Raw genomic sequence first — 19980 nt, 5'->3', positions numbered from 1 at the left:
TCCTTCGGCACGCGTGCGGGCCGGCTCCACTGCGCTGCTCGGCGCCCGAGAGGCGCGCCGGCGCAGGGGCACACAGGCCTTTGCCAGACGCCGGGCGCGTGATCGACGCTTCTCCCGGGTTGTTCAACCGCAGCGCTTCCGCCGCGGCAAACACCTGCCGTGCACACCCCAAATCTCAGCGCGTCAGCAAGCGCCGCAGCCCGTAGCTGAACGCATCGACCAGACCCACAAGCAGCAGCATCGCGATCAATATCGTGGCGGTCTTTCCCATGTGGAACAGCCCCATGTGGAAGTACAGGAGCTGCCCCAGGCCGCCCGCCCCCACGACACCCAACACCGCCGCCGCGCGGATGTTGTTTTCCCAGCGGTACAAGGTGTAGCTCGTCAGTTGCGGCAGGACTTGCGGCAACGTGGCGTACAGGAACACCTGGGCGTCGCGCGCCCCTTGTGCCCGCAGCGCCGCGCCGGGGCCGGCGGGAACGTTCTCGAGTGCCTCGGCGAATAGCCGCCCCAGAACGCCCGTGGTGTGAACCGCCAACGCCAGCGTGCCGGCGAAGGGTCCGAGGCCGGCGGCGATCAGCAGCAGGCCGGCCCAGACCAACTCCGGCACGGCGCGCAGCGCGTTGAGCAGCAGCCTTGTCGGCGTACGCGTCCAGGCAGCGTCGTCGACATGCAGCCGGCTGGCCGGCAAGGCCAGCAGCAGCCCGAACACCGCCGCCAGCAGCGTTCCGAGGGCCGACATCGCCAACGTTTCCCAGGTGGCGGCAAGCACCTGCCGCACGAAGGCGGGCTGCATGTCGGGCGGGAAGAATTCACCCGCGAATCGCGCCATGCTGCGCGCCGCCTCCACGGAGAAGAACTGCGCCCATTGCAGGTCCAGTGACCAGAAGCTGGCTACCACGAGCACGATGAGGCCGGCCACGAACCAGCAGGCCTTGCAGCGCGCGTCGAAGAGCGGTGGAGGCAGCTTGTACGGCGGGTTGGCGGCCCGGCGGCGCTGGGTTGTCGTCATGCCAGGGCCTTTCGGAGCCACGTGCTGGCGCGGTCGGCCAGCGCTACCAGGCCGAAGAACACCAGCAGCATGGTCGTCACCTCGCCGCCGGCGAACATCTTCATCGAGCTGTCGAGTTGTTGCCCCAGGCCGCCGGCACCCACGAAGCCGAGCACCACGGAGGAACGGATCGCGCATTCCCAGCGGTACACCGTGTAGGAAATCAGCTCGCCTGCGTTCTGTGGCAGCAAGCCGTAGAAAAAGGCCTGCAGCCGCCCGCAGCCATTGCGCAGCAAGGATTCCGCGGCATGCCGCTCGCCGCTTTCGAGAATCTCGCCGTAGACCTTGCCCAGCATGCCGGCGTAGGTGAGCGCAATGGCGAGCACCCCCGCGGTCGGCCCGAGGCCGACGACGCGCACGAATACCAGCGCCCACACCAGCTCCGGCACGCTGCGAAGGACGACCAGCAGCCAGCGAACGATCTGCCGCACCGCGAAGGGCAGCGGCGCCATGCGGCCACGCAGCGCCGACAGCGACAGCACCCGGGTGGACAGCAGCGTCAGCGGCAAGGCGAGGACCAGCGCGAAGCTCATGCCGGCCGTGGCAATGGCCACGGTTCGCCAGGTCTCGCGCGCGACCAGCGCGAGGAAGTCCGCCGACAGCGCCGGCGGCAGAAAGCTGCGCAGGAACTGCCCGGTGACTTCGCGGCTCCGGGCATCGAAGAGCTGCCAGGGCTTGAATTCGGTGGCCACCAGCAGCGGCCACAGCAGCACCAATACGGCGCTGGTCCAGAAGACGCGGGCCAGCCACGCCGGATCGCGCGTGGGCGGGCCAAGCGCCAGCGTCGGTCGGGCCACGTCGCTCATCGGCAGTGCATGACCACCGCAGGCGGCGCGCCCGCCTGGACGGCCACGGGCTCACCCGGCAACTCGCCCTCGTAGAGCCGATCGAGCCGCTCCTGCGTCACGTCCGCCGTCGGCAGGTCGAAGGCGATCTTGCCGTCCCGCAGGCCGACGATGCGCGGGAACTGGGCCAGCGCCGCGTCGACCTGATGCAGGCTCGTGACGAGCGTGATGCCGCGCTCCTGCGCGCAGGCCACCAGCGTGGCAAGGGCCTGGCGGGCCCGCGCCGGGTCCAGTGAGGACAGGGGCTCGTCCACCAGCCACAGGCGCGCCGGCGCGAGCAGCGCCCGCGCCAGGCCCACGCGCTGGCGTTCGCCGCCGGACAGCCGGTCGACGCGCTCGAACAGCTTGTCGTCCAGATCGAAGCGGGACAAGGCCTCGTAGGCGGCCGGGATATCGCTCGGATAGAACAGCGAACGCAGGCTGGACGCGAGGCCCATGGCCGGCAGGCGCCCGGCCAGCACGGCCGTGACCACACGCTGGCGCGGCGGCAGGGGCGGCACCTGGGGCGCCAGGAACAGCTGCCCACGCAGGCGATGCAGCGCACGGGTCGACAGGCGCCAGGGATGGTGGTCGCCGAGCGCGTAGTCGCCGCTCGCCGGCGGCAACGCGCAGGCCATCACCTGCAGCAGCGTCGTCTTGCCTGCGCCGGAAGGACCGATCACCGCCACGTGCTCGCCGGCGGCCACCTGCAGATCCACGCCGCACAGGGCGGCCGTGCTGCCCGGGCGAGACGCCGGGTGGCGCGCGGCGACCTGGTTGAGCTGCAGCCTCATCGGTCTGTGCCTTGCCCTCCGTTCAAAGAAGACCCGCGCTGTGCGCAGCGGCTTCGATGCCCTTGTAGTTGTCGGCCTTGGTCGGCACGAAGCGGGTCGCGCGCTGCAGCTCGAGGATTTCCTTTCCGGCCGGGTCGTTGCGGTTCAGCGCCAGCAGGGCCTGGGTCAGCTTCTCGCGCGTCGCGGCCGGCATGTCGGCGTGCACGGTCCAGTTGTAGTCGTAGTAGGGTGGCGTCGTGTAGAAGACGAAGACCTTGGCGGGGTCGACGCGCTTGTCGGCGACGAACTTCTCCCACACCGAAATGTTGAGCGCCCCCGCCTGCACCTTGCCGCCCGCCACCGCCGCAATGGTGGCATCGTGGGCGCCGCTGTAGGCAACGCGACGGAAGTCCTTGTCGGGGTCCACGCCGGCCTGCAGCAGGAAACTGCGCGGCATCAGATGGCCCGAGGTGGAGCTTTGCGAGCCGAAGCTCACGTCCTTGCCCTTGAGGTCGGCCAGCTGCTTGATCGCCGGGTCGCTGGTGATGAAGACCGAGCGGAACTTCTCGTCCTCTTCGCGCTGAACGATCGGAATGGCCTTGCCGCCGGAGCGGGCCTGCGCCTGCACGAAGGTGAAGCCACCGAACCAGGCCAGATCGACCTTGCGGTTGGCCAGGGCCTCGACCGCTGCCGCGTAATCGGTGACGGGTGTGAACTCGACCTTCGTGCCCAGCTTGGCCTCCAGGTACTTCATGAGCGGCGCCGCCTTGCGCGCGAGTTCTGTCGGCGACTCGTCGGGAATCGCGGTGACGCGAAAGACCGGCTGCGCGAACGACACTGCGGCGCCCATGAGCAGAGCGGCAGTCAGCAGGCGCCCGATAAGGTGTGTGAAGGTCTTGTGGTTCATGCGTCGATGCTACAGCCGACAGCTGCGAAAGCCCGCCGGCACGTCGTTGCGCTGGGCCATGAAAAAGTTGCGGTAGCGCGGATGGCGCATGCGCGGCTGCGTCATGAACGATGCGCCGCGCAAGACGCGGCGCGTGCCGAACCAGGGCGCCGAGTAGTCGCGATAGGGATGGGGCTCGAAGCCCGGATAGGGCAGGAACGGGCTGGCGGTCCACTCCCAGACCTGGCCCCACGCGAACTCGCTCGGGTGCTCGATGGCCGCGCGCTCCCACTCCGCCTCGGTGGGCAGGCGGCGGCCGGCCCAGCGGCACCAGGCCTGCGCTTCGTGCGCCGTGAGGTGGCAGGCCGGTTGGCGCAGGTCCAGCGCGCGCCAGGTTCCGTGGCGCCACTGCTGCCACGTGGCCCCGTCCCGCCGAAGGTAGCGCGGTGCCAGCGGTCGCTCGGCGGCCATCCAGGCGGCGCCCGCCTCGTCCCACCACTGGGGCTGCTGGTAGCCGCCCGACTCGACGAAGGGCAGGAACTCTGCCCAGCGCATCACCCGGCCGTCGATGGATGTCGCGGGCAGCGCGGCGGTGTGGCTGGCGAGCTCGTTGTCGAATGCGAAGCCCGGGCCCGCGTTCCCCAACTGCCATGGGCCGGCCTCGAACGACAGTTGCCGACCCTCGTCCGGCAGCGCAGCCGCCTGCCAGCGCGGGTCGTCGATCGCCACCCCGAGGCTTTGCGCCATGTACAGCGCGGCCTCGTGATGCATGTCTTCGTGAAACAGCGCGAGCCGGAAGAAGTAGAGCGCGGCGTCGCTGCCCTCGGCCTCGCGCAGCCAGGCAAGTGTGCCCTGGAGCTGCTCCGCCAGATCGCCGCGCGTGCCGTCTGCACCCGGCAGCGGGAGCGACCAGCGCGTGTCGTGCGGCACCTTGCTGGAGTCGTACAAGGCGTCGGATTGCGCGCGCACCCCCGGCAGCCGGGGGGCGTCGGGGTCGGCCGCGGGGCCCACGAAGCGCAGCGGATTGCGGCCGATCCAGAACGCCTGGAACCAGCCGATGTGCCCGAGTTCCCACAGCGGCGGGTTCAGTGTTTCGCGCTGTGGCACGGTCAACTGCGCCAGCGAGCGCTCCAGCGTGGCAAAGGTGGACAGCGTGTCTTCGCGGCTCGCCCGCAGGGCTGCGGCGAGCCAGGCGGCGTCCGTGTCGCGAGGATCCGTCGCGCCTTCGAGCAAGTCCTTCATCGCGTTAACCTTCATGGGTGCGCAAACCCGACATCGTGATCGTGACGCCAGCCTTGGCCGACGCCAACAATGGCAATTGGCAGACCGCCCGACGCTGGGCCGGTATGCTCGCCAAAGCTTACCGCGTGCGCCTGGCCTCGTCCTGGGACGGGGGCGACGAGACCCTGATGATCGCGCTGCATGCGCGCCGTTCCGCAGCCTCGGTGGCGCAGTGGCGCGCCCGCCGCGCGCCGGCGCCGCTGTTCGTTGTGCTCACCGGCACCGACCTGTACCGGGACATCGCCGCCGACGCCTCGGCCCAGGCCTCGCTGCAGAGCGCAGACCGCCTGATCGTGCTCAACCAGCTCGGTGCCCAGGCCCTGCCCCAGGACCTCCGATTCAAGGCCCGCGTCGTGCTGCAATCCTGCGCCGGCCGGCAAAGCCAGGCCAAGACCAGCCGGTACTTGCGCGCGCTGATGGTCGGCCACCTGCGCGCCGAAAAATCGCCCCGGACGTATTTCGACGCGGCGCGCCTGCTGGCCGGCCGGCCCGACATCCTGCTGGACCACGTCGGCGCGGCCCTCGATCCTGCGCTGGGGGAAGAAGCCGCATCGCTGATGGCTGCCTGCCCGCACTACCGCTGGCTGGGCGGCCTGGCGCATGCCCCAACCCGCCGGCGCATCCAGGCCGCCCACCTGCTGGTGCATCCCAGCCGGATGGAAGGCGGCGCGCATGTCGTGATCGAGGCGGTGCGTAGCGGCACCCCGGTCCTGGCTTCGCGCATCGATGGCAATGTGGGGCTGCTGGGCGCGGACTACGAGGGCTACTTTCCGGTGGACAACCCGGCCGCGCTGGCAACCCGGCTCCGGCAGCTTCAGGGCGAGCCGGCTATGCTTGAACACCTGCAGCAGCAGTGCCATGCGCGCGCTGCGCTGTTCGATCCGGCGCAGGAGTCCGCAACCCTGCATGCGCTGATTGGCGAGATCCTTGGTTCGCCGAATTCGCCGCCGCCAATGACCACACGAGACCACCCATCATGAATGCACCCGACACCCAGCTCCCAGAACCCCGCCTGACTTCGCTGTCCCACGGCGGAGGCTGCGGCTGCAAGATTGCGCCGGCGGTGTTGTCCGAGATCCTCAAGGGCACCGCGGCCATGCCCATCCCCAAGGAACTGCTGGTGGGCATCGAAACCGCCGACGACGCCGCCGTCTACAAACTCAACGACGACCAGGCGCTGATCGCCACCACCGATTTCTTCATGCCGATCGTCGACGACCCGCACGACTTCGGCCGCATCGCCGCCACCAACGCAATCAGCGACGTGTACGCGATGGGCGGGCGGCCCATCATGGCGCTGGCGCTGGTGGCCATGCCGGTCAACGTGCTGTCCACGCAGACCATCGGGCGCATCCTCGAGGGTGGCGCATCGGTCTGCCGGGCGGCGGGCATCCCGATCGCCGGCGGCCACACCATCGACTCGGTCGAAGCCATCTACGGCCTGGTGGCCCTGGGCCTGGTGCACCCCGAGCACGTCAAGCGCAACGCCGATGCCCAGCCGGGCGACCTGCTGGTGCTCGGAAAGCCCGTGGGCGTGGGCGTGATGTCCGCCGCGCTGAAGAAGGGCGAGCTCGGCGATGCGGGCTACGCCCAGATGATCGCCACCACGACCCAGCTGAACACCCCGGGCCCCGAACTGGCCGCCCTGCCCGGCGTGCACGCGCTGACCGATGTCACCGGTTTCGGCCTGGCCGGCCACGCGCTGGAGATGGCCCGTGGCGCCCGCTGCGAGCTGCGGCTCGACTGGTCGGCCGTGCCGCTGATGGCCGGCGTGCGCGCGTTGGCGGCACAAGGCTTCGTCACAGGCGCCTCGGGCCGCAACTGGGCCGGCTATGGCACCGACATCGTGTTACCGGCCGGCTTCGCTGCCGAAGACCAGGCGCTATTGACGGATCCGCAGACCAGCGGCGGCCTGCTGGTGTCCTGCGCACCGTCCGCCCTGGACGAGGTGCTGGCGGTTTTCCGCCGCCACGGCTTCGATGACGCCGCCGTGATCGGCGGCATCACCGCGACAAGCAACGCGCCCCGCGTGCTCGTCGCCTGAGGGCCGCGATCAGCTGGCCGAGCAGGTGAAGCTCTCGGCCTTGTTCGGATTGCCCGTTCCGTTGTAGCGCGGAAACTTGGGGTACTCGCAGACCGGGCGTTGCAGCGATGCCGTGGTGCTTTCGCCCTCGAACCTGGAAGCCACGAGCTGGTCGGGTGCCGCCTCCTTTTCCACCCAGGCATCCAGGGCGGCCAGCAGGTCGATCGACAGCGGGCCGGTGCCCGGGCCGTCCAGTTCATGCCCCACCGACGGCGATGTCAGCATGCGGGCGAAGCCGCGCACCTTGGACTCGCCCAGGCTCTGCTTGACCGTCTCGAAGTACTGGGCCGTGCGGTACACCGACACGCAGGCATCGGCCATTCCGTACCAGATGAGCAGCTTGCCGCCCTTGTCCGCAAACGCGGAGATGTCCGGGTCGGTCGTGTCGATCATCTGCGCCAGCCGCAGGTACTCGGCCTGGAACAGGGTGGGATCGTGCTCCAGCAGGCTGGCGTTCTGGTTGTTCTCCACCACCCGCGCCGCCTCCTGCGCGGCCATGAAGTTGAAGGAGTCACGCGCTTCGAAGCTGGAGCCGAACATGTAGACCTGCCAGTCCGACGTTGCCGCCCCGGCGCGGCCGTAGCGCGGATAGCCCCTGGCGCCGCGCGACAGGGTGACGGGGATGTCGTGCGAGGTGTAGATCAGCCGGATCGATTCGATCTGGCCGGCAGTGAGACACGCGGCGTTGTCCGCCCCCGTGCAAAGCAGATCGGTCGGCACGTAGTTGCATGCTTCGACGTTGCCAATGATGCCGTCCTCGAGCCCGTCCAGCGCATCGCACGCCGCCGTCTCGGCCCTGGCATACAGCGCGATCTTTTCCGGGCTGAGCCAGTTCTCCAGCTTGCTGAAGATGTGCTTGAGGACCGTGGGTCCCAGGTTGACCTGGTGCGCCTGCTGCGCAATCGCCGGCTCCATGGCGACGACGCCGTCGTAGTCCTGCGGATAGCGTTGCGTGGACGCCAGGGCCGAACGCCCGCCATTCGAATGGCCCACGTGATAGCGCCGGGCCGGGCGCTTGCCGTAGAACTCCGTCGCAATGGCGGTGCCCACTTCGAGCGCGAAATGGTTGGCATCGAAGGCATGGTTGCGCAAGGCCGCGTCGCTGCGCCCCCACGAGAACCCGGGCGCCTGGTGCCCTGAATCCGAGCTGATCTTGACGTAGGGATCGGCCGTCGCGCCCACGAGCTTCTGATACCACGGGTCGTCCGTGGGGATGAAGCCGTCGAAACCACCGCCGCCGATGGTGAGCGTCTTGCCGTTCCAGAGGGCGCGATCCGGCAGCTCCACCGCCCAGTGGATGGTCGACTCCGGCGAGGACACGATCTGCCCGCGCACGATGCAGACGTCCGGCATGCCTTTGCCCTTGCGCATCTCGGTCTTGTCGATCTTGGCGCCGTGGGGCAAGGTGGCCGACTTGTAGCCTGCGCAGGCGTCGGCCAAAGGCTTGACGGCCTGTGTGATATCGGCGGCACCTGTGCTCGTGCCCCCGCTGCCACCGCCGCATGCGGCGACAGCCAAGGCGGCCAAGGCGGCCAGGGCGCTCAGCGCGGCGGCGTGGAAGCGGCGCGCTGGGCGAGAAGTGGAACGGGTGCGGCCCTGATCGAGGCCCGCGGTCGCTTTTCCGTGGTACATGCGTGATGTCTCCTGCTGTTGTTGTCCGAGCGCAGGATAGGAAGCGAGACCCGCCGTGGGGCCCCTGCAAATGCAGAGGGCAAGGGAAAGCACCAGGCCTTGCGGGGCGTCTCAGGCCCGCTGCAGCGCAGCCACCAGTTCCAGTTTGTTGCGCACGCCCAGCGAGGCGTAGGCGCTGCGCAGGTAGGTGCGCACGGTGGCGGGCGTGAGGCCCAGCGCCGCGGCGATGTCCTTGTGCGAATGCCCGAGCGAATAGAGCATGGCCGCGCTGAGTTCGCGCGGGGCCAGCGCCGGCTTGTGCTGGCCCGAAGCCATGCTGATCAGCACCAGCGATCCGCAAGCCTCCAGCCTGAGCCGGCATGACTTGCCCACCACGACGCTGCCAGGCAGCTTGCCCAGGGACTGCGACAGCGCCGGCGGCAGGGCCGTGCCGGGCCATCGCGGGTAGGCATCGGCCAGGGCAAGGCCCAGGCGCAGGCCCACGAACAGCAGTTGGCCTTGCCGGTCCGCCAGGGCATGGCCATCCCAGGGCTGCCTCATGCTGGCCTTTTTCAGCCGCGCCAGGGTCTGGCGCCAGTGGAACAGAAGATGCGAAACGAACTCGCCGAACAGCACCGCATCCTGCTCGGAGAACATCGGCTGCGTCCGCGGCCGATACACCGCGGCAAAGAACATCAAGCCGCTGTCAGGCAGCTCGACGGTGATCGCCATGCAATGAAAAATGCCGTGCCGCCGGCAGAAGTCCTTGACCGCAAGCGACGCGGACGACGGGTCCGCGGCGCCGCTGTGGCGCACGACCTCGCCCAGCTTGTCGATGGACAGCTGCCCGAACTCATCGACGGTGGAAAGCTCGTTCCACTCCTGCGCAAACGCCTTGCTCAGGCCGATGCTGCCGTGCAGCCAGTTGCGCGGCGCGGCCTGGCCATGGCCGGCGGAAACCTCGCCCCACCATGCCGAATCGAAGGGGACCAGCTTGCGCAGAATCTGCAGCGCGTCGTGCAGCATGTCCTGCGGCTGCGCCTGCCAAGCCAGCTGCGCCATGTCCAGCAAGCTGGCGCTCAGGGCACGCAGCGACGAATGCACCTGCGGGTCGGCCACCCAGGCTCCGCTAGAGCAGCACGATGTCGTACTGCCCCTGCCCCATCGCCTGCTCGGCCTGCAGCGAGATCGGCTTGCCGATGAAGTCCGACAAGCCCGCCAGGTGCTGGCTCTCTTCATCCAGGAAGAGCTCGATCACCTGTGGCGACGAGACGATGCGGAACTCGCGCGGCGTGAACTGGCGCGCCTCGCGCAGGATCTCGCGCAGCACGTCGTAGGCCACGCTGCGCGCCGTCTTCAAGATGCCTTGTCCGCCGCAAGCGGCGCAGGGCTCGCACAGCACGTGGGCCAGCGATTCGCGCGTGCGCTTGCGCGTCATCTCCACCAGGCCCAGCTGCGAAAAACCGCCCGCGGTGGTCTTGACCCGGTCGCGCGCCAGCTGCTTGCGAAACTCCGCCAGCACCTGCTCGCGATGGTCCTCGCGCGACATGTCGATGAAGTCGACGATGATGATCCCGCCCAGGTTGCGCAGGCGCAGCTGCCGGGCAATGGCCTGCGCAGCTTCGAGATTGGTCTTGAAGACGGTGTCATCGAAATTGCGCGCGCCGACGTAGCCGCCGGTGTTCACGTCGATGGTGGTCAAGGCCTCGGTCTGGTCCACCACCAGGTAGCCGCCCGATTTGAGGTCCACCCTGCGGCCGAGCGCGCGCGCGATTTCCTCGTCCACGTTGTACAGGTCGAAGATCGGCCGCTCGCCCTTGTAGAGCTGCAGCTTGGAGGCGGCCGCCGGCATGAACTCGCGGCCGAATTTCTGCAGCGCCTCGAATTGTTCGCGCGAGTCGATGCGGATGTTGGTCGTGTCTTCGCCCGCCAGGTCGCGCAGCACGCGCTGCAACAGGCTCAGGTCCTGGTGCAGCAGCGACATGGGCGGCAGGCGCGTGGACAGGTCACGGATGCGCGACCAGGTCTTGCGCAAGTAGGCGATGTCCTCGGCCAGCTCGGCATCGCTGGCGTCTTCGCCGTTGGTGCGCAGAATGAAGCCGCCCGTGCTCTCCGGCACCACGCCGTTGTTCTCGGCGGCCGCGGCCGAATCGCTCAGCACCTGCATGCGGGAACGCAGCGCGTCGCGCAGGTCCGAAGGAATTTTTTGCGATACGCCGATGTGGTTGTCTTGCGGCAGGAAGACCAGCAGGCGCCCGGCAATGCTGATCTGCGTCGACAGGCGCGCGCCCTTGGTGCCGATCGGGTCCTTGATCACCTGCACCAGGAGCGCCTGGCCTTCGAACACCATGCGCTCGATGGGCACTGCACCGCCGCTGCCGCCACGGTGGTCGCGCTCCGAAGAATTATTTCCGGCCGAGGCCGCGCGCGAGCCCGGCGCAAAGGGCGCAATGATGTCGGCCACGTGCAGGAAGGCGGTGCGCTCCAGGCCGATGTCGATGAAGGCCGACTGCATGCCCGGCAGCACGCGTGACACCTTGCCCAGGTAGACGTTGCCCACCAGACCGCGCTCGAGCGTGCGCTCCACATGCAGTTCCTGCACGGCGCCGTATTCGACGAGCGCCACGCGGGTTTCCTGCGGCGACCAGTTGACCAGAATCTCTTGCATGGGAGGTTTCAAACCCGAAGACCCGCCAGCCGAAGCAGCGTGGCGGTTTCATACATGGGCAGACCCATGATGCCTGAATAGCTGCCGCTGATGTGTTCGATCATGGCCGCGGCACGGCCCTGCACCGCATACGCACCGGCCTTGCCGAGCGGCTCGCCGCTTTCCACGTAGTCATCGATCTGGCGCGCCGTGAGCGGCGCGAAGCGCACGCGCGACACGCTCAGCGCCGCATGCCGGCGCTTGCCGTGCTGCAGCGCGATGGCCGTCAGCACCCGATGCGTGCTGCCCGAAAGAAGGCGCAGCATGCGGCGCGCATCCTTGGCGTCTTCGGGCTTGCCAAGAATCTTCGCGCCCAGGGCGACGGTGGTGTCCGCGCACAGGATGGGCGCCGGCGGCAGGCTTTGTCGCGCGTGGCGTGCCACCGCCGCATCGAGCTTGAGCGCCGTCACGCGCCGCACATAGGCGGCGGGCGCTTCGCGCACGCGCGTGGCTTCCAGTGCTTCGGCGTCTTCGTCGGCGTCGGCCAGCAGCAGCCGGTGCTGCACCCCCAGTTGATCCAGTAGTTGCGCGCGCCGCGGGCTTTGCGACGCGAGGTAGACAAAAGGCAAGCTCATTCGCGGTGGTACGGATGCCCGGCATTCACGGACCAGGCGCGATAGAGCTGCTCGACCAGCAGCACGCGCACCATGGCATGGGGCAAGGTGAGATCGGAAAGGCGGATGCGTTCGTGCGCCGCGGCACGCAGCGCCGGGTCGAGGCCATCGGGCCCGCCGATCACCAGCGCCACGTCGTCGCCCTCGAGCTGCCAGGCCGAAAGGCGCGCGGCCAGTGCCTTGGTGGTCAGCGCGGTGCCGCGCTCGTCGAGCACGACCACGCGCATGCCCTTGGCAATGGCGGCCTCGATGCGCTCGCGCTCGGCGGCGTAAATGGTTTCGAGCGACTTGGAGCCGCGCGGCTCGGTCTTGACGGCGCGCAGCTCGAGCTTGAGTTCAGGAGGAAAGCGCTTGGCGTAATCGTCCCAGGCGGTCTGAGCCCAGTCGGGCACACGCTGCCCAACCGCGACCACCAGGAGCTTCATGCGCTGCGCGAAGGCGCCCTGCGCGCGGCGGTTTTCTTGGCCGGCGCCTTCTTCTTGGCAACGGGTTTGCCCACCACCAGCTTCACCGGACCGGCAGCGACCTTCTTGGCCGGGGCTTTCTTCGCCGCCGGCTTCTTGGCTGCCGCAGTCTTGCTCGCGGCCTTCTTTGCAGCCGGCTTCTTGGCCGCCTGCTCGGCCTCGCGGATCGCGGTCTTGGCCGCGCTGGAGCGGCGCAACGACGGGCTCTTGCCGGCAGCAGCAGGCGCTGCCTTGTCGGCCGAGGCAACGGCGGGCTTGGGCGCGCCCAGTTTCAGGCGCACCGGCTTCTCGCCCCAGATCTCTTCGAGGTGGTAGTACTGGCGGATGGCCGGCTGCATGATGTGCGCCACCGCGGCGCCGCAGTCGACGATGATCCACTCACCGTTCTCTTCGCCCTCGGTGCGCGGCTTGGAAAAGCCCGCCTCGCGCACGGCATCGCGCACGCTAGCGGCCAAGGCCTTGGTCTGGCGGTTGGAGGTGCCGGAGGCGACGATCACCCGCTCGAACAGCGGTGAAAGGCTCTCGGTGTCGAATACCTGGATGTCCTGCGCCTTGACGTCTTCGAGGCCATCGACAATGGCTCTCTGCAGTTTCTGGGTGTCTTTCTTGGCGGCGGATTCAGAGGTCATCAGGTAGAACGGTAGAGATGGTGTAAGTCAATATAGCGCGCAACCGCGGGCGGAACCAGATCGGAAATGTCCATTCCACGCGCCGCTTGCATCCGGATGTCAGTCGCGCTCAGGTCCATGGCCGGCAACTCGATGCGTGCAAAGCGTGCACCGGTCGGCAGGTTTGGCAAGCTCGATGGATCGAACCATGCGTCGGGTCTTGCAGGATCTAGCCGCTGTGCTAGCGAAACGATAGCAATGCCCAGGATCTCCTGCCAACCATGCCAGCTCGGCAAGGCGGCCCCCTGATCGGCGCCCAGGATGAGCAGCAATTGGGCGCCGGGGCGTTCCTGCTGCAGCTCGCGCAGGGTGTCGAGTGTATAGCTTGGGCCGGAGCGGCGGATTTCGCGCTCGTCGATTGCCGTGCCGCGCAGCTCGCCAAAGGCCAGCCGGGCCATCTCCAGCCGATGCACCGCCGGGCTCAGCACGCGCGATTTGTGCCAGGCCTGCCCGGTCGGGATCACGCGCAGCTCATCGAGCGCCAGCTGTTCCAGCGCGCAGCGCGCCAATGCCAGGTGGGCGTTGTGCGGCGGATCGAAGGCGCCGCCGAAGACGCCAATGCGCGGTGCTTTCTTGCGGGCCGGCTTCAGAGCCATTCGCGGCGCACGAGGAAGTCGCTGTACAGGCGCGCCTCGGGCGTGCCGGGCTGCGGCTCGTTGCGATAGGACCAGCTCGCCAACGGCGGCATCGACAAGAGGATCGATTCGGTGCGCCCGCCCGACTGCAGGCCGAAATGCGTGCCACGGTCCCACACCAGGTTGAACTCGACATAGCGGCCGCGCCGATAGAGCTGGAAGGCGCGCTCAGCCTCGCCGTAAGGCGTGTCGCGGCGCTTGTCGACGATGCCGAAGTAGGCCGGCACAAAGGCATCGCCCACCGATCGCAGCATGGCAAAGCTCTCTTCGAAGCCGAGCTCCGCAAAGTCGTCGAAGAAGACGCCGCCCACGCCGCGCTGCTCGTTGCGGTGCTTCAGGTAGAAATACTCGTCGCACCACTTCTTGAAGCGCGGGTACTTGTCTTCTCCAAAGGGCGTGAGCGCGTCGCGGCAGTGCTGGTGGAAATGAACCGCGTCTTCCTCGAAGCCGTAGTAGGGCGTCAAGTCCATGCCGCCGCCGAACCAGCAGACCGGCTCGCCGTCTTCAGGCAGGGCGGCCAGCATGCGCACGTTCATGTGCACCGTGGGCACGTACGGGTTGCGCGGATGAAACACCAGCGAGACACCCATGGCCTCGAAAGGCGCGCCCGCGAGCTCGGGCCGGTGCTGCGTGGCCGAGGGCGGCAGCTTGGGGCCGCGCACCTGCGAGAAGCCGCAACCGGCACGCTCGAAAAGCGGCCCGCCTTCCAGGATGCAGGTCAGGCCACTGCCCTGCAGCGGCTCATGCGCATCCTTGCGCCAGGCATCGCGCACGCAGGGCGTGCCGTCCGCGGCCTCCACGGCCGCCATGATCCGCTGCTGCAGGCCGCGCAGATAGTCGCCGACGGCCGCAGTGCGATCGAGCTGTTGCATCAGCTCCCGGAGCCGCGCGCATGCACGGCCCGATGCCCGATGTCCTTGCGGTATTGCGCGCCGTCGAAGTGGATCTTCGACGCGACCTCGTAGGCACGCTGCTGCGCCTGCTTGACGCCATCGGCCAGCACGGTGACGCACAGCACGCGGCCGCCGCTGGTGCGCAGCTCGCCGCTCTCCAGCGAAGTGCCCGCATGAAACACCACCGCGTCCGGCGTCTCGGCCGGGATGCCGATGATGCGGTCGCCCTTGCGCGGCGACAGCGGGTAGCCATGCGCGGCCATCACCACGCCCATTGCGGTGTGGCGGTCCCACTGCAGCTCGATCTGGTCCAGCGTGCCGTCGGTGGCGTGCCAGAACACCTCGAACAGGTCGGACTTGAGCCGCATCATGATGGGCTGCGTTTCCGGGTCGCCCATGCGGCAGTTGAATTCCAGCGTCTTGGGATGGCCCTGCGCGTCGATCATCAGGCCGGCGTAGAGGAAGCCGGTGAAGGGAATGCCGTCCTTTTCCATGCCGCGCACGGTCGGCAGGATGATTTCGCGCATGGCGCGCGCATGCACCTCGGCCGTCACCACCGGCGCCGGCGAGTAGGCGCCCATGCCGCCCGTGTTGGGGCCCTGGTCGCCGTCGAGCAGGCGCTTGTGGTCCTGGCTGGTGGCCAGGGCGGTGACGTTCTTGCCGTCGCACATGACGATGAAGCTGGCTTCCTCGCCTTGCAAGAATTCTTCGATGACGACGCGCGCGCCGCCATCGTTGTGCGTGACGCCCAGCTTGTTGTCCACCAGCATGAAGTCGATGGCTTCGTGCGCCTCGGTCACCGTGGTGGCCACCACCACGCCCTTGCCGGCCGCCAGGCCGTCGGCCTTGACCACGATCGGTGCGCCCTTGGCGTCCACATAAGCGTGGGCGGCAGCCGGGTCGGAGAAGGTCTCGTATTCGGCCGTGGGAATCTTGTGGCGCTTCATGAAGTCCTTGGAGAAGGCCTTCGAGCTTTCCAACTGCGCCGCCGCCTTGGTCGGGCCGAAGATGCGCAGTCCGTACGACCGGAACTCATCCACCACGCCGGCCGCCAGCGGGCCTTCGGGGCCGACCACGGTGAGCGCGATCTTTTCCTTCTGGGCCCAGGCGCGCAGCGCCGCGGGCTCGGTGATGTCGATGCATTCGTAGCGCGAATCGGCGGCCGTGCCGCCGTTGCCGGGCGCCACGTAGACGCGGCTCACCCGGTTGCCCTGTGCCAGGCGCCACGCCAGCGCGTGCTCCCGGCCCCCTCCCCCAATGACGAGTACCTTCATGTGCGGGCCTTCATGCGTCCAGGGATGCGTTGTGATAAACGTCCTGGACGTCGTCCAGGTCCTCCAGCGCATCGAGGAGCTTTTGCATCTTCGCGGCATCTTCGCCCGCGATGTCGATGGTGTTCTCGGCGCGCATGGTCACTTCGGCCACTTCGGGTTGCAGGCCGGCTGCCTGCAGGGCGTTCTTGACGGCTTCGAAATCGCCGACCGCGGTCAGCACTTCGATGGCGCCGTCGTCATCGGTGATCACGTCTTCGGCGCCGGCTTCCAGCGCCACTTCCATCACCTTGTCTTCGTCGGTGCCCGGGGCAAAGATCAGCTGGCCGCAGTGCTTGAACTGGAAGGCCACCGAACCCTCGGTGCCCATGTTGCCGCCATGCTTGGAGAAGGCATGCCGAACTTCGGCCACGGTACGCACCCGGTTGTCGGTCATGGTGTCGACGATGATGGCGGCACCACCGATGCCGTAGCCCTCGTAGCGGATTTCCTCGTAGGTCACGCCTTCGAGGTTGCCGGTGGCCTTGTCGATGTTGCGCTTGATGGTGTCGGCCGGCAGGTTCACTGCCTTGGCCTTGTCGACCGCCAGCCGAAGCCGGGGGTTGGAACTCAGGTCGCCGCCGCCCGCGCGGGCCGCCACCATGATTTCACGGATGGCGCGGGTCCAGAGCTTGCCGCGCTTTTCGTCCTGACGGCCTTTTCGGTGCTGGATGTTCGCCCATTTACTGTGTCCGGCCATAGGTCCTTCTCTCGATCTCTCACAAAGTCAAAGCAGACCGCGATCTTACTTGGCGGCGCCCATCGCAAGCGGCGCCAGCTTGCGATTTTCACAATGCGCTTTTGAGCATAATCCGCCGATGACGTCCTCGCCCGCCGACGCAAGTCGCAGCCCCAACGCGCTCGCACCCCATACCCCCTTGCCGGGCTACTACAAAGACGAAGCCGAGCACCGCGCCTTCCTCCAGAAGATCTTCGACGACACCGCCCCGGATTACGAACGCATCGAAAGCGTCCTGGCTTTCGGCTCGGGCCGCTGGTATCGCCGCCAGGCACTGCTGCGCGCCGGGCTCGCCGCCGGCGCGCAGGTGCTGGACGTGGGCATCGGCACCGGCATGGTGGCCACCGAGGCATTGGGCATCATTGGGCCCAAGGGAAAACTCGTCGGCGTGGACCCCAGCCCCGGCATGATGGGCCAGGTGCACCTGCCGGGCGTGGAGCTGGTGCAGGGCATGGCCGAAGCACTGCCGCGCCCCGATGCCAGCAGTGACTTTCTCAGCATGGGCTACGCGCTGCGCCACATCGGCGACGTCAGCGCCGCCTTTGCCGAATTTCATCGCGTGCTGCGCCCGGGCGGGCGGCTCGTCATCCTGGAAATCACGAAGCCACGCGGCGCCCTCGGCACCGCCATGCTCAAGACCTACATGCGCAGCGTGGTGCCCGTCATTGCGCTGATTGCCGCGCGTGGCCGCACGACGCCGCGGCTGTGGCGCTATTACTGGGACACCATCGAGGCCTGTATCGCACCTGAGACAGTGCTGCAGGCGCTGCGCCATGCCGGCTTCGTGGACGTGAAGCAACGCCTCGAGCTCGGCATCTTTTCCGAGTACACCGCGAGCAAGGCCCAGTGAGGATCGGCACGCCTGTCGCAGCATCGGCGCTGAGCGTGCAGCGCGCTCCTCTGGCCGGCATTTCGGGCGAGCTCGTCGACGGGCGCTCGCCCCTGGGCGCAATGGGCTATGGCGGCCGCGCCGGTGTGGCGTGGATGAGCGGCGTGAACGCACCCGTGCTGCTGCCGGATGAGGCAGGTGCCACGGCCGACCTGTGGCTGGCGGGCGATCGCGTCGATGCCGGCCGCTCGGGCGGCGTGCACTGGCGCAGCGACGGCCACTGGATGCTGGGCAGCATCGACCTCGAGGAAGGCAGCGAAGGCCTGGAGCAACTGGCCCACAACGCCTACCGCGACCTGTTCCAGGCCCTGCAGGACACCGGCTGCCCGCACCTGCTGCGCATATGGAACTACCTGCCGCGCATCAATGACGATGGCGGCGGCCTGGAGCGCTATCGCCAGTTCAATCTGGGCCGGCAGCAGGCCTTCATCGACGCCGGCCACGGCATCTACGAAGGCTCGCCGGCGGCCTGCGCGCTGGGCGTGCAACGCGGCGCGCTCGGCATCCGCTTCCTGGCGGGCCAGCGCGCGCCGCTGGCGATCGAGAACCCGCGGCAGGTTTCGGCCTACCGCTACCCCAGCGCCTACGGGCCGCGCCCGCCCACCTTCTCGCGCGCTGCGCTGGCCGACATCGGCGGCGGTCAGCTGGCCCTGTTCATCTCGGGCACCGCCAGCATCGTCGGCCACGCCACGGTGCATGCCGGCGACGTGGCCGAGCAGACCCGCGAAACGCTGCGCAACCTGGACGCGGTGATTGCAGCCGCCAACGCGCGCTGCAGCGCCCAGTTCGCGCTGGACGCGCTGGACGCCGTGGCCTACGTGCGTCATCCGGCCCATGCACCGCTGGTGCGCCAGCTGCTCGAAGACGCGCTGGGCTCCGCCGCGCCGACACTGCAGCGCGCCGTCTACCTGGAGGCGGACATTTGCCGCCATGACCTGCTGGTCGAAATAGAGGCACACGCGATTGCCCCCGGCGTGCTGCGCCAATGACAACCCGACCATCCCATGAAGTGTTTGATCCGCAGGGCCCTGTCCCCTTTTCTGGCCCTGGCGCTCTATGCCTTGCTGCTCCTGCTCGGCCTGGTGTCGCTGCTCTGGAACCTGCTCGCCCTGCCCCTTCACCTGCTGCTGCCTGAGCCGACCGGGCGCGCCCTGGGCCGCGCCGTCATCGCGCGCTCCTATCGCCTGTTCTGGGCGGTGGCCTCGGCCAGCGGCATGATGCGCGTGGATGGCGCCTGCCTGGACACTTTGAAGGATGAGCGCGGCCTGATCGTCGTGGCCAACCACCCCACCATGCTCGACGCGCTGCTGCTGGTGGCCCGGCTGCCGCGCAGCGCCTGCATCATGAAGGCCGACCTGATGCGCAACGTCTTCCTGGGCTCGGGCGCACGGCTGGCACGCTACATCCGCAACGATTCGGCACGCGCCATGATCCGGCTGGCGGTGCAGGACCTGCGGCGCGGCGGCCAGCTGGTGATCTTTCCGGAAGGCACGCGCACCATGGAGGCGCCCCTGGATGCCTTCCGTCCCGGCTTCACCTTGATCGCCAAGCTGGCCAAGGCGCCGATCCAGACCGTCTTCATCGACACCGACACGCCCTACCTGCGCAAGGGCTGGCCGATCTGGCGCGTGCCGCCGCTGCCCATCCGCGTGCGGCTGCGGCTGGGCGAGCGCTTCGAGCCGTGCGCCCACAGCGACATGCTGCTGCATGAGCTGGAACAGTACTATCGACGCCATTTGCAAAAGGAAGAGCGCGCGACCGGCGCGACCGCCGCATGCACGAGCCCTCGCGCACCCACCTTGTCCTGATTCCCAGCTACAACACCGGCGATCGCCTGTTTTCCACTGTTGCCGCGGCACGCACGCAATGGAATCCGGTGTGGGTGGTGATCGACGGCAGCACGGACGGCACCGGCGAGCGGCTGCAGGCCATGGCAGCCAGCGACCCGGGCCTTCGCGTTTTCTTGCTGCCCGCCAACCAGGGCAAGGGGGCCGCCGTGCTGCACGGACTGCGCGCGGCGCGCGATGCGGGCTTCTCCCATGCATTGACCATGGATTCGGACGGCCAGCACCCGGCCGAGCTCATTCCCGCCTTCATGGCCCGCTCAGAGGCGCAGCCCGAGGCCATGGTGCTGGGCAAGCCCGTGTTCGACGCCAGCGCACCGCTGCTTCGCGTACGCGGCCGGCGCATCTCCAACGGCTGGACCCAGCTGGAGACACTGTTTGCAGGTATCGGCGATTCGCTCTACGGCTTTCGCGTCTATCCGGTGCTGCCGCTCATCGCATTGATGGAACGCCAGCCCTGGATGCGCCGCTTTGACTTCGACACCGAGGCGGTGGTGCGCCTGGCTTGGCACGGCGTGAAGCCGCTCAACATCGACGCGCCGGTGAAATATCTCAGCGCCGAAGAGGGCGGCGTCTCGCACTTCAACTATGTGCGCGACAACGCCCTGCTCTCCTGGATGCACGCCCGGTTGATGTTCGAGTTCGTGCTGCGCCTGCCGAGCCTGGTCCGGCGGCGCCTGCGCAAGCTGCCGCCCTTTCAGCCCTGAA

Annotated in this window: 21 protein-coding genes; 6 read left to right on the top strand and 15 right to left on the bottom strand. The window is 68.3% G+C overall.

The window, feature by feature from the left end; genetic code table 11:
* Window positions 1-175: 175 nt before the first annotated feature.
* From phnE to senA, 5 genes are read right to left on the bottom strand one after another with little or no spacing between them, the layout of a single operon-like run.
* Window positions 176-1012: a phosphonate ABC transporter, permease protein PhnE gene (gene phnE / locus ACIPRI_RS15045; RefSeq protein ID WP_446622263.1), complete on the bottom strand. Its 837-nt coding sequence runs from the start codon at window positions 1010-1012 to the stop codon at window positions 176-178.
* The gene (locus ACIPRI_RS15040; RefSeq protein ID WP_446622262.1) at window positions 1009-1857 is read right to left on the bottom strand and encodes a PhnE/PtxC family ABC transporter permease; all 849 of its coding nucleotides are present in this window, start codon (window positions 1855-1857) and stop codon (window positions 1009-1011) included. The genes phnE and ACIPRI_RS15040 overlap by 4 nt, the downstream gene beginning before the upstream one ends.
* Window positions 1854-2669: a phosphonate ABC transporter ATP-binding protein gene (locus ACIPRI_RS15035; RefSeq protein ID WP_446622261.1), complete on the bottom strand. Its 816-nt coding sequence runs from the start codon at window positions 2667-2669 to the stop codon at window positions 1854-1856. The genes ACIPRI_RS15040 and ACIPRI_RS15035 overlap by 4 nt, the downstream gene beginning before the upstream one ends.
* A gap of 22 nt (window positions 2670-2691) precedes the next feature.
* Window positions 2692-3555: a putative selenate ABC transporter substrate-binding protein gene (locus tag ACIPRI_RS15030; RefSeq protein WP_446622260.1), complete on the bottom strand. Its 864-nt coding sequence runs from the start codon at window positions 3553-3555 to the stop codon at window positions 2692-2694.
* A gap of 9 nt (window positions 3556-3564) precedes the next feature.
* A complete protein-coding gene (gene senA, locus ACIPRI_RS15025; RefSeq protein ID WP_446622259.1) occupies window positions 3565-4776 on the bottom strand; it encodes a selenoneine synthase SenA in 1212 nt (403 codons plus the stop codon).
* Between the two features lie 17 nt (window positions 4777-4793).
* Between senA and senB the strand changes: the two genes are divergently transcribed.
* Both senB and selD read left to right on the top strand, forming a co-directional pair.
* Window positions 4794-5795: a selenoneine biosynthesis selenosugar synthase SenB gene (senB, locus tag ACIPRI_RS15020; protein ID WP_446622258.1), complete on the top strand. Its 1002-nt coding sequence runs from the start codon at window positions 4794-4796 to the stop codon at window positions 5793-5795.
* Window positions 5792-6859 (top strand): selenide, water dikinase SelD, encoded by a 1068-nt coding sequence (gene selD, locus ACIPRI_RS15015; protein WP_446622257.1) that lies wholly within the window; start codon window positions 5792-5794, stop codon window positions 6857-6859. Before senB ends, selD begins: the two co-directional genes overlap by 4 nt.
* A gap of 9 nt (window positions 6860-6868) precedes the next feature.
* On the opposite strand, the gene ACIPRI_RS15010 is transcribed toward selD, so the two are convergent.
* From ACIPRI_RS15010 to ACIPRI_RS14965, 10 genes are all read right to left on the bottom strand, one after another.
* Window positions 6869-8530, bottom strand: coding sequence for a tannase/feruloyl esterase family alpha/beta hydrolase (locus tag ACIPRI_RS15010; protein ID WP_446622256.1), 1662 nt, complete (start codon window positions 8528-8530; stop codon window positions 6869-6871).
* A 111-nt stretch (window positions 8531-8641) separates the two neighbouring features.
* On the bottom strand, window positions 8642-9628 hold the full coding sequence (locus ACIPRI_RS15005) for a LuxR C-terminal-related transcriptional regulator (protein WP_446622255.1): 987 nt from the start codon (window positions 9626-9628) through the stop codon (window positions 8642-8644).
* 10 nt (window positions 9629-9638) lie between these two features.
* A complete protein-coding gene (rng, locus tag ACIPRI_RS15000) occupies window positions 9639-11177 on the bottom strand; it encodes a ribonuclease G (RefSeq protein ID WP_446622254.1) in 1539 nt (512 codons plus the stop codon).
* 8 nt (window positions 11178-11185) lie between these two features.
* Window positions 11186-11791, bottom strand: coding sequence for a Maf family protein (locus tag ACIPRI_RS14995; RefSeq protein ID WP_446622253.1), 606 nt, complete (start codon window positions 11789-11791; stop codon window positions 11186-11188).
* Window positions 11788-12255, bottom strand: coding sequence for a 23S rRNA (pseudouridine(1915)-N(3))-methyltransferase RlmH (rlmH, locus tag ACIPRI_RS14990; RefSeq protein WP_446622252.1), 468 nt, complete (start codon window positions 12253-12255; stop codon window positions 11788-11790). The genes ACIPRI_RS14995 and rlmH overlap by 4 nt, the downstream gene beginning before the upstream one ends.
* Window positions 12252-12923, bottom strand: a complete 672-nt coding sequence (gene rsfS / locus ACIPRI_RS14985; RefSeq protein WP_446622251.1) for a ribosome silencing factor — start codon at window positions 12921-12923, stop codon at window positions 12252-12254. The genes rlmH and rsfS overlap by 4 nt, the downstream gene beginning before the upstream one ends.
* Window positions 12923-13558, bottom strand: a complete 636-nt coding sequence (nadD, locus tag ACIPRI_RS14980; RefSeq protein ID WP_446622250.1) for a nicotinate (nicotinamide) nucleotide adenylyltransferase — start codon at window positions 13556-13558, stop codon at window positions 12923-12925. The genes rsfS and nadD overlap by 1 nt, the downstream gene beginning before the upstream one ends.
* On the bottom strand, window positions 13549-14469 hold the full coding sequence (gene hemF / locus ACIPRI_RS14975) for an oxygen-dependent coproporphyrinogen oxidase (protein ID WP_446622249.1): 921 nt from the start codon (window positions 14467-14469) through the stop codon (window positions 13549-13551). Before hemF ends, nadD begins: the two co-directional genes overlap by 10 nt.
* A complete protein-coding gene (purD, locus tag ACIPRI_RS14970; RefSeq protein ID WP_446622248.1) occupies window positions 14469-15764 on the bottom strand; it encodes a phosphoribosylamine--glycine ligase in 1296 nt (431 codons plus the stop codon). The genes hemF and purD overlap by 1 nt, the downstream gene beginning before the upstream one ends.
* A 10-nt stretch (window positions 15765-15774) precedes the next feature.
* A complete protein-coding gene (locus ACIPRI_RS14965) occupies window positions 15775-16500 on the bottom strand; it encodes a YebC/PmpR family DNA-binding transcriptional regulator (protein ID WP_446622247.1) in 726 nt (241 codons plus the stop codon).
* Between the two features lie 118 nt (window positions 16501-16618).
* On the opposite strand from ACIPRI_RS14965, the gene ACIPRI_RS14960 reads away from it, so the two are divergent.
* From ACIPRI_RS14960 to ACIPRI_RS14945, 4 genes are read left to right on the top strand one after another with little or no spacing between them, the layout of a single operon-like run.
* Window positions 16619-17389 (top strand): class I SAM-dependent methyltransferase, encoded by a 771-nt coding sequence (locus tag ACIPRI_RS14960; protein ID WP_446622246.1) that lies wholly within the window; start codon window positions 16619-16621, stop codon window positions 17387-17389.
* Between the two features lie 35 nt (window positions 17390-17424).
* Window positions 17425-18417 carry a chorismate transformation enzyme, FkbO/Hyg5 family gene (locus ACIPRI_RS14955; RefSeq protein WP_446622245.1) on the top strand — a complete coding sequence of 331 codons (993 nt, stop codon included), beginning with the start codon at window positions 17425-17427 and terminating at the stop codon, window positions 18415-18417.
* Between the two features lie 15 nt (window positions 18418-18432).
* Complete coding sequence (locus tag ACIPRI_RS14950; protein WP_446622244.1) at window positions 18433-19236, top strand: lysophospholipid acyltransferase family protein; 804 nt, start codon at window positions 18433-18435, stop codon at window positions 19234-19236.
* Window positions 19203-19979: a glycosyltransferase family 2 protein gene (locus ACIPRI_RS14945; protein ID WP_446622243.1), complete on the top strand. Its 777-nt coding sequence runs from the start codon at window positions 19203-19205 to the stop codon at window positions 19977-19979. Before ACIPRI_RS14950 ends, ACIPRI_RS14945 begins: the two co-directional genes overlap by 34 nt.
* The last annotated feature ends 1 nt before the right edge of the window (window position 19980 follow it).

The organism is Variovorax sp. LARHSF232 (assembly GCF_052871435.1).
Note: the sequence above shows the minus strand (reverse complement) of the source record. Positions and strands in the feature narration are given on the sequence as shown.

Coding starts and splice junctions, on each gene's coding strand:
- phnE (WP_446622263.1), bottom strand. CDS start 1,012: ATGACGACAACCCAGCGCCGCCGGGCCGCCAACCCGCCGTACAAGCTG.
- ACIPRI_RS15040 (WP_446622262.1), bottom strand. CDS start 1,857: ATGAGCGACGTGGCCCGACCGACGCTGGCGCTTGGCCCGCCCACGCGC.
- ACIPRI_RS15035 (WP_446622261.1), bottom strand. CDS start 2,669: ATGAGGCTGCAGCTCAACCAGGTCGCCGCGCGCCACCCGGCGTCTCGC.
- ACIPRI_RS15030 (WP_446622260.1), bottom strand. CDS start 3,555: ATGAACCACAAGACCTTCACACACCTTATCGGGCGCCTGCTGACTGCC.
- senA (WP_446622259.1), bottom strand. CDS start 4,776: ATGAAGGACTTGCTCGAAGGCGCGACGGATCCTCGCGACACGGACGCC.
- selD (WP_446622257.1), top strand. CDS start 5,792: ATGAATGCACCCGACACCCAGCTCCCAGAACCCCGCCTGACTTCGCTG.
- ACIPRI_RS15010 (WP_446622256.1), bottom strand. CDS start 8,530: ATGTACCACGGAAAAGCGACCGCGGGCCTCGATCAGGGCCGCACCCGT.
- rng (WP_446622254.1), bottom strand. CDS start 11,177: ATGCAAGAGATTCTGGTCAACTGGTCGCCGCAGGAAACCCGCGTGGCG.
- ACIPRI_RS14995 (WP_446622253.1), bottom strand. CDS start 11,791: ATGAGCTTGCCTTTTGTCTACCTCGCGTCGCAAAGCCCGCGGCGCGCG.
- rlmH (WP_446622252.1), bottom strand. CDS start 12,255: ATGAAGCTCCTGGTGGTCGCGGTTGGGCAGCGTGTGCCCGACTGGGCT.
- rsfS (WP_446622251.1), bottom strand. CDS start 12,923: ATGACCTCTGAATCCGCCGCCAAGAAAGACACCCAGAAACTGCAGAGA.
- nadD (WP_446622250.1), bottom strand. CDS start 13,558: ATGGCTCTGAAGCCGGCCCGCAAGAAAGCACCGCGCATTGGCGTCTTC.
- hemF (WP_446622249.1), bottom strand. CDS start 14,469: ATGCAACAGCTCGATCGCACTGCGGCCGTCGGCGACTATCTGCGCGGC.
- purD (WP_446622248.1), bottom strand. CDS start 15,764: ATGAAGGTACTCGTCATTGGGGGAGGGGGCCGGGAGCACGCGCTGGCG.
- ACIPRI_RS14965 (WP_446622247.1), bottom strand. CDS start 16,500: ATGGCCGGACACAGTAAATGGGCGAACATCCAGCACCGAAAAGGCCGT.
- ACIPRI_RS14960 (WP_446622246.1), top strand. CDS start 16,619: ATGACGTCCTCGCCCGCCGACGCAAGTCGCAGCCCCAACGCGCTCGCA.
- ACIPRI_RS14950 (WP_446622244.1), top strand. CDS start 18,433: ATGAAGTGTTTGATCCGCAGGGCCCTGTCCCCTTTTCTGGCCCTGGCG.
- ACIPRI_RS14945 (WP_446622243.1), top strand. CDS start 19,203: ATGCACGAGCCCTCGCGCACCCACCTTGTCCTGATTCCCAGCTACAAC.